The 12,936-nt window shown below is 45.9% G+C and carries 8 protein-coding genes; 2 read left to right on the top strand and 6 right to left on the bottom strand.

The window, feature by feature from the left end:
- The first annotated feature begins 602 nt into the window (after nucleotides 1-602).
- Together F3J22_RS15000 and F3J22_RS14995 are read left to right on the top strand one after the other, a co-directional pair.
- Complete coding sequence (locus tag F3J22_RS15000) at nucleotides 603-3,083, top strand: glycoside hydrolase N-terminal domain-containing protein (RefSeq protein WP_167018756.1); 2,481 nt, start codon at nucleotides 603-605, stop codon at nucleotides 3,081-3,083.
- A 34-nt stretch (nucleotides 3,084-3,117) separates the two neighbouring features.
- Nucleotides 3,118-4,119, top strand: coding sequence for a pectinesterase family protein (locus tag F3J22_RS14995; RefSeq protein WP_167018754.1), 1,002 nt, complete (start codon nucleotides 3,118-3,120; stop codon nucleotides 4,117-4,119).
- 6 nt (nucleotides 4,120-4,125) lie between these two features.
- On the opposite strand, the gene F3J22_RS14990 is transcribed toward F3J22_RS14995, so the two are convergent.
- The 6 genes from F3J22_RS14990 to F3J22_RS14965 form a co-directional block, all read right to left on the bottom strand.
- Nucleotides 4,126-4,380: a hypothetical protein gene (locus F3J22_RS14990; RefSeq protein WP_167018752.1), complete on the bottom strand. Its 255-nt coding sequence runs from the start codon at nucleotides 4,378-4,380 to the stop codon at nucleotides 4,126-4,128.
- 96 nt (nucleotides 4,381-4,476) lie between these two features.
- On the bottom strand, nucleotides 4,477-5,313 hold the full coding sequence (locus tag F3J22_RS14985) for an alpha/beta hydrolase (RefSeq protein ID WP_167018750.1): 837 nt from the start codon (nucleotides 5,311-5,313) through the stop codon (nucleotides 4,477-4,479).
- 328 nt (nucleotides 5,314-5,641) lie between these two features.
- Nucleotides 5,642-7,201 (bottom strand): PKD-like family lipoprotein, encoded by a 1,560-nt coding sequence (locus F3J22_RS14980; protein ID WP_167018748.1) that lies wholly within the window; start codon nucleotides 7,199-7,201, stop codon nucleotides 5,642-5,644.
- Nucleotides 7,202-7,222: 21 nt separating this feature from the next.
- Entirely contained in the window at nucleotides 7,223-8,062 is an 840-nt protein-coding gene (locus F3J22_RS14975) for a DUF4843 domain-containing protein (protein WP_167018747.1), read from the bottom strand.
- Nucleotides 8,063-8,081: 19 nt separating this feature from the next.
- Nucleotides 8,082-9,509 (bottom strand): RagB/SusD family nutrient uptake outer membrane protein, encoded by a 1,428-nt coding sequence (locus F3J22_RS14970; protein WP_167018745.1) that lies wholly within the window; start codon nucleotides 9,507-9,509, stop codon nucleotides 8,082-8,084.
- Nucleotides 9,510-9,520: 11 nt separating this feature from the next.
- Nucleotides 9,521-12,829 (bottom strand): SusC/RagA family TonB-linked outer membrane protein, encoded by a 3,309-nt coding sequence (locus tag F3J22_RS14965; RefSeq protein WP_167018743.1) that lies wholly within the window; start codon nucleotides 12,827-12,829, stop codon nucleotides 9,521-9,523.
- Nucleotides 12,830-12,936: the final 107 nt, after the last annotated feature.

The raw sequence follows: 12,936 nt of genomic DNA, 5'->3' as shown, positions 1-12,936 counted from the left end.
TTAATATTTCCTATGAATACAACAGAAACATCCCTACTCGGTGATATGCAGGATATCGTCCAAAAGAAAAGAAGGTTCCATATGTTGCCAGTGTATTGCAGAGTTATGGTGATAATCGGAAGTATATTGGGCGGCTTTTTTACGTTAAGTACAACATATTTCCTTTTCGTAGCCATTTTTACAGGTTCAATATTTCATCTACGGCCTGCATTATTCAATACCTTTTGTATTATACTTACTTTAACCTTCTGCCTTGGAAATGCTTTAATATGGGCAGAGAAAAAGGAGGCAATAGGTATAGGCCGCGCAGCCTGTATATGCGGGATGTTCGTATCTTTTTCTTTCATAGGAATAAACTTTGCTCAGAACCTGTTGCTACTATTCATCTGCCCACTCCCACTAATCATTCTGTATATCATGTTATATATCAAATTGGGACAAATAAGTACAGTCTGGAAAAATGAGGGAATCTCTTTGCAGGAGTTACGTCGGTTGCGTAATTAACCGCTCATCCTCAACGGGAACGATTGCGTAAATAAATAGCGGCTTTCATTCCGGCTTTCTCCCAAAATTTTCCAATTTTCAAAGGATAATTGCCACGTATGAAACGTTATTTAGTTACAGGAACCATGCTGCTGCTTGCCGGCAGCATGGCTGCGCAACAAAAAAACCAGCCTGATCAACTGAAACTCTGGTACAATAAACCAGCAGCCACATGGAACGAAGCCCTGCCCATAGGAAACGGACACCTCGCCGCTATGGTTTACGGACAACCATCTGCCGAACGTATACAGCTAAACGAAGAAACCATCTGGACCGGACAACCACATAATAATATTGTTGACAGCCAGGCTACGGTTATTCCGGTTATACGAAAGCTCCTCTTTGAAAAGCAATGGGCCGCCGCACAGGCGCTCTCCAAAGCCAGTATGAACGCCGCTTATAACGGCATGAGCTATCAGCCGGCGGCTGATCTGCGTATATCCTTTCCCGGACATGAGCAGGTGAATGATTACTACCGGGACCTTGATATCTCCAATGCCGTTGCTACGGTCAGGTATACACGAAATAACATCACCTACACCCGGCAAACGATTGCTTCTCTTACAGATAATATCATCGCGGTTCATTGCAGCGCCAGTAGCAGCAAAGCGCTATCGTTTGCTGTTTCAATGAATAGCCCGCATCTGCATAAAAACACCCATGTAACAAATGGCATACTCACACTTACAGGCACACCTGGCATACAGGAGAAACTCGCGCCTGCCATACGTTTCGAAACAGCTGTAAAAGTGGCCACCACAGATGGAACGGTTGCCTATACCGATTCATCCATTGTCGTAAACAATGCTACAACAGCTACCATCTATATCGCTATTGGCACTAACTTCATCAACTACCATGATGTCAGCGGCAATCCGCATGTGAAAGCTATGCAGGCATTGCAGGCCACCGCAGACAAGCCATTTAACACGTTATTATCATCCCATCAGCAGGCATATCATCAATATTTCGACCGGGTTTCGCTGTTCCTGGGGCCCGCAACTACCGCGCAGCTCCCCACCGATCAACGGGTGCAGCAATACAGCAGCAGTAACGATCCGCAGCTAACGGAACTTTACTTTCAGTTTGGCCGCTACCTGCTGATTTCAGGATCTCAGCCCGGCGGGCAAGCCACCAATCTGCAAGGTAAATGGAATGACAAAACCAATCCTGCCTGGGATAGCAAGTATACGATCAACATCAACACAGAAATGAACTACTGGCCGGCAGAGGTAACCAATCTGAGTGAGCTGGGACAACCACTGTTCGATATGATCAAAGACCTGTCTGTAACCGGCCAGGAGAGCGCGCAAAAGCTGTACCATGCCCGTGGCTGGGTAGCACATCACAACACTGATCTGTGGCGCATAACCGGTCCCGTAGACGGTGGCTTTTATGGTATGTGGCCAATGGGTGGCGCATGGCTTTGCCGGCATCTATGGGAACACTACCTCTATACCGGCAATAAAGAATTTCTCAGGAGCGCCTACCCTATTATGAAGAGCGCCGCCACCTATTACCTCGACGCCTTACAGCGTGAGCCCGACCATGGATGGCTGGTCGTAGCGCCTAGTATGAGCCCGGAAAATAACTTCATGAAAGACAGTGCCGGCAACAGTATCGGCCTTACCTACGGCACTACCATGGATAACCAGATACTCACCGATCTGTTTACCAACACCATATTTGCAGCGCATGCCTTACAAACTGACGAGGCATTCGCTGATACGCTAACGCATACACGCGCACAGCTACCGCCCATGCAGGCAGGGAAATATGGTCAGCTACAGGAATGGATGTTCGACTGGGACCGCCCCAACGACCGCCACCGGCATATCTCGCAGCTATTTGGCCTGTATCCTTCCGCACAGATTTCACCTATACAACAGCCTGCATTATTTGCGGCGGCTAAAAACACCCTTACTTCCCGCGGTGATATCTCTACCGGCTGGAGCATGGGCTGGAAAGTTAATTTCTGGGCACGCATGAAAGATGGCGACCATGCACTGAAACTGATCACCAACCAATTAAACCTGGTATCACCGGAAGTGCAGAAAGGCCAGGGCGGCGGCACCTATCCTAATCTCTTTGATGCACATCCGCCTTTCCAGATAGATGGCAATTTCGGATGTACCGCAGGAATTGCAGAGATGCTGTTACAAAGCCAGGATGGTGCGGTTGAAATATTGCCTGCACTCCCTGCCGCATGGAAATCCGGCGTGGTAAAGGGTTTAATGGCGCGTGGCGGATTTACTGTTGATATTACCTGGAAAAATAACCAGCCACAAAAAGTAACGGTGCATTCCGCCTTAGGTGGCAACCTGCGCTTACGCCTGCATCACAACTGGCAACTGTCAACTACCCAGGGGATAAAAGCAGCTACCGGCATTAATGCCAATGAGTTTTATCAGCTGATACCTGTTAGTAAACCCATTATTACGAATGCCGCTGAAATCACAACAATGCCTTTCCGAGTAACGGATTACGATATGGCTACCACAGCTGGTAAAACCTATGAAATCATCTTTAAAACAAAATAGTATGAGGGTGGCAATAACATTATTTTTTTTGTGTATGCAGATGACTTGTGCGACTACTTTTGCTACCGGCGCGCCTGGCCGCATCGTTGTGGCAAAGGATGGCAGCGGTGATTACAGCAGTCTGCAACAGGCCATAGATGCCGTTCCCGACAACAGCACTACTACGACTATCATCTACCTGAAAAAAGGACTATATAATACAGAAAAATTGCTGGTGCCAAAATCGAAGGTAAAAATCAAGCTGGTAGGAGAAAGCCGCGACAGTACGATCATCAGTTACCATCTTTATGATTGTAAAAGTCCGGAGTCAGGGAATAAATGTCCTGCTGATGCCTGGGAACTATGGCATCAAAACGCTGACCTGATCAGAACTTCCGCCACGCTGACGATCCTGGCGGACGACTTCCAGGCGGAAAACCTTACTGTCTCCAATACGGCAGGCCCGGTAGGTCAGGCATTGGCCCTTACGCTGCGTGGCGACAGGTGCAGCTTCCGTAATTGCCGGCTGCTTGGGTACCAGGACACGATTTATGCGGCCGCAGACGGACAACGGAATTACTTCGGGAACTGCCTGATAGTGGGTCGTACAGACTATATCTATGGTGGTGGTATTGTTTATTTTCAGGCCTGTGAGATCAGAAGTTTTGGTGGTGGCTGGATAACAGCGCCTTCTACACCGCAGCAGCAGGCATATGGTTTTGTATTTAATGAATGTAAGTTTACCTATGCTGACGGGAGCCCGCGTAGCGGTGATGATGGCAAGCCTGTTGCGATTGGCAGGCCATGGCATAATTATCCTAAAGTTGCCATTCTGAATTCTGTTCTTCCCGCACAGATAGACCCTAAAGGCTGGCCTACTACCTGGAGAATGGATTATGCAGCCACCAGTGATAGCTTACAGCTCGTAGAATACAACAACAGTGGCCTGGGTGCTGATATGTCGCAACGCGCCAAATGGGCCGGATTAAGGGCCTTAACAGCCAAAGAAGCCCGGGCCTATACGCAGGAGAAAGTATTGAACAATTGGAAGCCTTAGTAAAGCTTATATAAAAAAGCCGGCCACAAAGTAAAAGAGGATGACTAGCCATGACTGGAATACCATGATCCGGTGGTTTACAGCACCGAAGTTTTTGGCCCAGAGGATGATCAGGTGCAGCAGACAGGAAATGAAGATACAAAGCCTGCCTATCCATGGATTGATGACAGTAGTTTCTTTACTGGCATAGTGAACCACCAGGTAAGTGCCTGTGAGGAAGCAGATAAAAAGAATAATATTCAGCAGTAGTGTTTTTCGCATAGCCCGGTTTCCGGCTGCAATATACGCTACATCAGGATAAAAGCAGCAAAACGGTTTCTACTGAGTAGAGACCGTTTTGCATTTAAGCAACCCTGCTTAAGAACTATGTTTATCTAACCAGTCCAGGATATCTTTCATTACTATCTCTTTATCAAGATCATTGAGCATATCATGATAATGCCCTTCATAAAACTTCAACGTTTTATCCGTTGAAGAAACATTGTCATAAAAGAATTGGCTACCAGAAGGCTTGGTGGCTTTATCGGCAGTACCATGGAGGAAAAAGACAGGGAGTTTTATTTCAGCCACATCTGCTTTCAGTTGCTCATCTGCAAGGGCAAGTTGCTGCACCGTTTTTGTTGGTTGCACTTCATCGGCGATGAGCGGATCATGGTTCATAAAATCAACTACTTCCTTATTACGGGAGAAGTCTTCATTTTTCAGTTTCAGTACATGCGCATGCGGGAAGATATGACTCAACCCTTTTAATGCGGCAATAGCAAAATCCGGGGCAGGTACCTGAAAAGCAAAGCTTTCAGAAATCAAACCGCTCAGTTTATCCTGGTGAGCCAGGGTGTAGACAACTGACATAACGCCACCGGCGCTATGACCCATTAAAAATGTAGGTAAATTGGGATGTGCTGTCTGAGCAATGTTGATCAGTTTATCCAGCTCTCCTGCAAAGGTGTGATAGTCTGCAATATAATACCGCTCTCCGTCAGACTGACCTCTTCCTGGAAAATCGAGGGCATACACTTCATAATGCTGAGCGGTTAATTGTTCTGCGGCCCATTGATAGTAACCGCTGTGGGAGTTAAAACCGTGGGCTATAATAACCAGGGCTTTAGGGTTAGCCGTGTTCCAGTTTCTGTAAAAAACGTTCAATCCGTCAGTGGAAATGAAAGTATTTGTTTGGGGCTGAATAGATTCCATTGTGCTTAGCTTTAGTTTTTGGGAGATTTGAAATTGTAACAAAGAACTTGTATATCTCTCTAAGATAATATTATTTCTCTCCTGAACCGGAAAAAACTGTAGGAATACAACCTATTGAAACTCAACTAAAATCAATTCGGACAAATCTCTACAACCCTTGCTATTACAATATCTGCCGGCATTATTAATATTTATAAAGATGTGATGAACTTATGGTTAAATAATGAAAAGCAAAGAGGTTACTCCAATGAGTAACCTCTTCAACAACTGCATTGCTATTTTGTTGTGTTATAGCTGTTTTTCACCAGGCAGGCAACGTAATGCGATACTACTGGTTTAAGTATTCGATATCCGCCACCCTGCCGAAGCCAGTGAAAGTATAGTAGCTTGGGTTGGAGGAGATTTCCATGTTAATGATATCCACTTTTCCTCCGAGGGAGCCGGCAGCAGGGTTAAACACGCCTACCATCAGGCCTACTATTGGCGGTTCAATTTGTGCCCTGTTATAATTCTGTGGTTTCAGGAGATATGCCGCCCATGTAGGCAACACGTAATCCATTCCAGATTTCAGCATGGTAATTTCGGATCCTGTGCCATACTCACGTAGCAGCCATTGTTTTTTAGCGTCCATGTCATAGGCATACAATTTATCCTTTACGCTGTAGATCAGGAAACCGTAGCGGATGTCTACTTCGTAATGGTCTGCCTGGGCGAGTTCCGGCAGGTCTACCTGTTCCAGGTTATCTGCAGAAACAGCACCGGAAGTAGTAAGTCCGATGCGGGCAATGAACCTTTTACCAGCGGCATCTTTCAATACTGCTACTGCCTGTCCGCCGAAAGCGGCTGTATGCGCCATATACAGCAGATCCATTTTCATATCGGTTGGATCGAAGCCTTTAGGATTTGGTATCAATGGGGTCAGGTAGTTGACCGTACCGCCATAATGTTTCAGGAAACGTTTATGTTCCGTATCATAAACAATGGCCAGCATTTCTGCGCCGAAAGGCATGGCCATGTATGGCGACAGCCTGAATGTTTCGCCGGTATTCAGCCTGTTGATAGGTATACCAAATACTTCTTTATTGGTGTAATACGACTTATACAACTGACCATCATAGAAGGCATAAAGATCACCCCAGGCCTGACTCCATACCCATTCAGGATTAGAAGGATATAAGTTTGCCGTTTCAAAACGGAAAGAGTAACTCGGAGTTTTCCAGGTAAGTCCGGCGGTAATATTTATTTTTTCACCGGAGAACTCAGACCCGAGATATAACCAGATTTTGCTCCCTGTTTCCGCTACACTTACCATCGTATTAGAAACGTTCATATACTTTGGTTTACCTTCCAGCGTCAGCGGTTTTCCACTCACCGGATCTTTAATTTTGCTCAGGAGGTCCGTATGCCTGACAGGATAAGTACCCAGCTTCGTCATATCTTCTTCCCAGTACTGTACATTGGTTTTTCCATCTATCTCTGACATAAACAGCCAGCCTTTTTTACCAAAGGTACCGATGACGTTCAGTACAAATTTTTTGGACCAGGTAATACCGGTAGATTTCTCTTTTACGGTATAATAAGTATTATAATATCCGGCCTGCAAAGACAGCTCCCTGGTCAGGTTACGGGTAGTATCCAGCAGGCTGTATTGCGCCGTGGTAGACCAATCGATGGCCATCCATTCGTAAGTAAAATTGCTGGAAACGGTATCCTGTGTAAAAGCCAGTTTGGGAAAAACCGCGGCATTGGTGCCCAGCCTGACAGTTACCGTATCTGTAATACCACTGATGGCAAGCTGATTGATCTCTTTGTACTCATAATTTCCTAAATCTTTTCTGCAGGCGACGAATAATACAACCAGCGAGAAAAAGTATATATATCTAATCATGTTGTCAGATTTGGAGTGTCGTTACTTGATTAATGTTCCCAGTTTGATCTCTGCGCCGTTCTCATCATAGTATATGCGACCATTCTGCTTTTCTACTCCCAGCCACCAGTTGAGGTACTTACACCAGGTAACTATTTTGTCCAGCAGTTTCCCTTTGTCGGCAGAGAGTGCAGGCACAACCGTGAATTCTTTAGGGTCCATGCCGATTACCTGTGTAAACAGCAATACCTTGGTACGCGAGTAATCTCCGAGATAGTATGGTACATACGTTTTGAAAAAAGGGTCTGTCCAAACGGCCGGCTTACCGGTGATATCGTCAATATCAATGATATACTCCGTGATAAAGAGTCCGTCACGTCCGCTGTTACTGAGCTTTTTCGGAAGGTTAATTCCAAAATTTTCATTTGCTTTCAGCTGTAGCACCAGTGAGAGTGTATCTTTCTGTAATGCTGCTGTGCGGTGTATTTTAATGAGAATAGAATCGCGGCTACTGTTGGCGGAGATTTTAAAGGGCTTATTTACAAAGTCAAAGTCAACGCCTTCCTTCATAGTGGAGGAATCGGCTACTTCCAGCGTAAAAGGTCTGTCTACAGCAGCTATACCGCCGGTAGGCCTTACATATATTGCCAGTACAGTATCCTTTACTGTTACCGGCGTATAGCCCAGACTGATATATCTTCTGCGGTAATTATCCATTACATCAGCAGTAGTGCTGTTTACAGCATAGTTGAATTTTTCCAGGAAGTAGATATCATTTTTGCTGGCATCATCATTATACAGCTCCAATCCCTGTTTCTGGCAGGAGGTGCCTGTCAGTATTAATATTAGCACAGCGATATAGCGGAAAAAATTTTGTTCCATATTACTAATATTTTAATGGTTATCTAACAGACAATTCTGATTCAGGAAATGGCAATACATATTGACTCGGACTGATTTTAAGTCCGGCGTTATTATTAGCAGAGGAGATGACGGTCATTCTCTTCCGTTTAAAAAAATACCAAATTTGTCCTTCAGCATAAAATTCTTTCTGGTATTCTTTAGCCAGTTCTGTTTCTACATCTGCTGTTGGGGAGAGATAGACCGGTGTTTTCTGCCTGTTTGCCCTTACCGAATCGATGTATGCCAGCGCCGTTGTTTTGTCTGGGGTACATTCTGCTGCGATATAGTACATCTCACTCATACGTATTAACGGCACCATAAAACGGTAGTTATAATATTCTTTTCTTGGTACGTCCTGGTATTTAACGAGTGTACGGTAGCTAACGCCTACGCCGCTGAGTCGCCAGTTCTGGGTATATCGGTAATCTGCCTGATTGTTTTCGTATACTGTTTCCAGCAGGGTTGAAGTTCCGGCAGCCAGCAGGCTATCTGGCGAAGCAACAGGGGAAAACAGGTTCACATGTGTCTGGTACAGGTCATTTACATACAGGCCAAACAACACTTCCGACCCAAAGATCCTGTCAGAAAAATCTGCAGCTTCCACTACACTGCTATAGGTCGCCCATGGAAACACCGGCTTACCGATGGCGATTACTTCCTGTGCTTTTGCCAGCGCAGCGGGTTTATTATTTCGATACAGCAGCACACGTGCCTGTAAAGCCTTCACTGCGATCAGGTTGATACGATAGTTGTTTTTACTGAGTGGCTGCAGCGTACCCTGTGCCAATACCTGATCTTTTGCCATCAGCTCCTCTGCTTTCTTCAGGTCTTCCAATACATAATCAAGTACCTGGTTGGCAGGACTGAAAGGAATCACTTTAGCCGACAGCTCATGGTAATATGGAATGGATGCTGTTACAGAATCAGCAGTAGCATAGACAGGTCCCCAAAGGCGGAACACATCAAAATGAAGGAAAGCCCTTAATGCATAGGCCTGTCCTTTATAGAGATTACTCTTTTCCGGAGATAATACGGTGTTGTATTTATCCAGGTTACTGATCAGCTCATTGGCACCGGCAATGCAGAGATAGAGCCCCTGCCAGGTATTATCCAATGTTTTTTTGAAATGGGCCTCATTATAATCCAGGTTACTGATGGTATAGGCATCGAGACCAGTCTTGGATATTGCATAGCGCTGTGCCATGAGCTCCAGTGTTGTCATCGTCAATCCTCTCCCATAGAGGTTTGCGCCGGCCATCTTCATATAAATACCATTCAGCGCATTATCAAAACCCTGCTCGTTGGAATAAATCATCTCTTCAGTAAACCTGTCTTCAGGTTTTACGCTCAGCCACTTTTTGCAGGAGCCCAGTGCCAGCGTGAGCAGGCAGAGCAGCGCTATCTTATAATTTCGTATATGCTTCATGCTAAAAAGTATTATTGGAAGTTGGTACTAAGACTAAATGAGAAAGACCTGCTGAAAGGATAATCGATCCCACGTTCACGTTTGATGGTAGAAAGGCGGAATACGTCGTTCATATATCCACTCAGGCGCAGGTTGCTCATATGCAGTTTTGTAAGCCATGGCTTGTTACGGAAATCATAGGCCACATTGAATGATTCCAGTGTAATTGTATTTTCTCTTTGTACAAATCTGCTGCTCATAGGAGTAGTAGATGTAATAGAGATCGATTTAAACTGTGCGTAATCGCCGGCTTTCTTCCAGCGGTCGTACAATGCACGTCTGTCCTGGTTATTATTCACAATGCTGTTATAGCTGATATTTTCCACATTATTATACAATGCCGAATTGAAAATGTCCTGGTCTACTATATAGCGGAAATTCATATTCACCGTAAAGCCTTTCAGCAATAAACTGCTGCTGATTACACCCTGTACTTTAGGGCGGGCGTTCCCTACTACCACCTGGTCGGCGTAGTCGTAATCCATGGTATGTGTACCATCTTTTTTGATGAAGATTTCACGGCCGGTGTTCGGGTCGATACCGGCTGAAGGCACGGCCCACAGGTCGTCAGGAGAATGGCCATCCATATACCTGGTCATGGAATTCAGGTTACGCAGCGTTTCATTTACGCCATGCAGGCTTTCACCAAGGCCATGATAGGTTTGCTTGTAGAAGGACCCCATTGCACCAAGTGTCCACACAATATTTTTATCAGGGTGGAAAATGGGTGAGTACCTAACGGTGAATTCTGCCCCTTTTACCGTCATACCCCCTGCATTGAACGGGTAGTTGGACAGGCCACTGGAAGAAGGCAGGGAAACAGCGATCACCATTGGGTCTGTTATTTTTTCGTACCAGTTCAACTGGAAGGTCATACGGTTTTCCATGAAGGCTGCATCCAAACCTATGCTTGGCTGTAGTGTATTCTGCCATTTCAGGTCGGGATTACCTTTTGAGGAGATGAAAACACCTTGTCCGAACACAGTATAGGAAGGAAGATAACTGTAAGTACTTACGGAGGTGAATGAGCTGAAGTTCTGATTACCGGTGACACCTACGTTACCTCTGACACGGAGCAGATTAATCCATTTGATATGCTTCAGGAAGGCCTCCTGATCAAGGTTCCAGGAAGCGCCTACACTGTAATAGGGAGAATATGGATTATTCACACCAAAGGAGGTGGAGCCATCATAGCGGAAGGTGGCGTCCAGGTTGTACCTGCGGTCGTACGAATAGTTCATGGAGGCCAGCAGCGCGTTCCGGCGGGAAATACTTTTATAGGCAGCAGGGCGGCCATCATCCTTATAACCAAATGCAAACTGAATGTTACCATTGCTTGCAGTTGGGAAACCTTGCATACTCATACTGGTGGCCTGGTTGTTATTTTCCTGTATTTCTGCGCGGCCATTGGCTGTCAATGAGCTTTTTCCCCAGACCTTAAAGTAAGTGAGCATGGTATTGGCGGTATAGGAAGTACCATCTGTACGGGAATAGTCCAGGGTTCCTTTCTTTTCAAAAGCCATTTTATCAAATGCTGAGTTCAGTGGAGATACAAATTTTTCAGCGATCGAGTTATTCCTCATCAGTTGCAGGTTGGTTGTCCAGCGTAATGAATTGCTGATATCATATGTTGCCTGCAGGTTGTTGGTCACGGCGAATGATTTCGTATAGTCGAAACTATTCAGGCTGGCATTGTACAATGGGTTGGGGATATAGATAGAATCACCGCCTTGTCTGGCTGGCAGCACTGCCAGGAATTCCACGTTGGCCGGCATTTTGCGGTAATACGGATTGACGTTCACCCATGAGGAGAAGGACCCATATGGAGATTCGTTCCCTTTCACTCCATTCACATAGAGATTGTTACTGATATTAAATTTTCCGGGGCGATATATCAGGTTCAACCTGGCGCCATAATCTTCCTTGGTGCTACCAATCATGGTGCCTTTAATCTTACGATAGTTGGCGCCCACATCAAACAGCAAGGCATTGGAGCCGGCGGAAGCGTAAACAGAATGGCGTTCGGATATACCTGTTTGCAATGGACTACTCAGCCAGTAAGAGTTGACACCCCGTTGTACTTCCTGCAGCCTGCTGGAATATAATCCGTTATAATAGGCATACAGGTCTTCTTTTGTTCCAAATCGGCTATCGGGAGTATATACCCCTGAGAGTCGTTCGAACTCCAGTTTTTCGGCCGCATTCATACGATTATAGCTGCTGAGGTCCGGGAGCTCTACGGTCAGGTCATTTGTATAGGAGAATATCGCTTTTCCTGGTTTGGGCACGATGGTTTCTATCACTACTACGCCGTTGGAGGCGCGGCTGCCGTACATCGCTGTAGAGGCGGCATCTTTGAGGATGGTCATGGAAGCGATACGGTTGATATCGAGGTCCATTACCGTGCGGAGATCAGTTTCAAACCCGTTGAGGATAAACAGTGGCTGATTCGGATCAGTGGAAAACCGGTCGCGCAGCGCGTCGGTGCTGATACTTGATTGTCCGCGCAACTCAATAGTAGGCAGTACATTTGGATTGCTACCCGCCAGGTTATTTTCCATGAGGAGAAAAGAGGGATCGAGCGAGCGCAGACTTTGTATCACGTTGGTATTGCTGACGGTGCGGAGCATTTCGCCGGAATAGGTAGCGGTAGCGCCGGAGAATATTTTTGCATCACGTTTAACCATACCTGTTACCACTACATCTTTGAGGCCCTGACTGGAGCTCTGCAGGCGGATCTGTATTGGTTTGGCATCTGTAATACGCTTTTCCTGGGTAAAAAATCCCAGGGAGGTAAATACCAGCGTACTACCTGGCGGCACGTTGATACGGAATTGTCCCTGCTCATCCGCCGCTACGCCGGTATTATTGCTTTTTAACCGCACGCTGACACCGGGTATGGGTTGTCCCACTTCATTGAGCACCTGCCCGCTGATATGCAGTACGGTATCTATGGGTGTTGTAATAAATGATGATACGGGAGCCGGTTTAGGCTTAATGATAACAGACTCCTCTCCGACCTGGAACTGCAGGTCTGTCTCGTTTAGTGTAAGCTGTAAAACCTGGCGGACATCCATGGATGTTACATTCACGGACACATGTTTCATCTTGTCCAGCTTTGCGGCATCAAAGACGAGGATGTTCAGGCCGGTTTGCTGGCGTATTGCCTTGAAGACGGCCTTTACGGGCACATCTTCCATTTTCAGCGTTACAAGTTGCCCCCTTGCCCGGGCAGAAACCTGCAGCAAAGCGGCCAATAGCAGAACAGATGTTAATTTCATTGCTCTTAGCAGTTGGGATAAATGCATATATTTGCTTCGTTGTTTGGTTGATTAAAAGGTTTTGCGGCCTTGTTTCATGTCAAATAACATCCGGCTCCTGTTCCACC

Origin of the sequence: Chitinophaga sp. Cy-1792 (genome assembly GCF_011752935.1) — a bacterium.
GTDB lineage: Bacteria > Bacteroidota > Bacteroidia > Chitinophagales > Chitinophagaceae > Chitinophaga.
The sequence above is the reverse complement of the archived record's forward strand: the minus strand, read 5'-3'. Positions and strand labels throughout refer to the sequence as shown.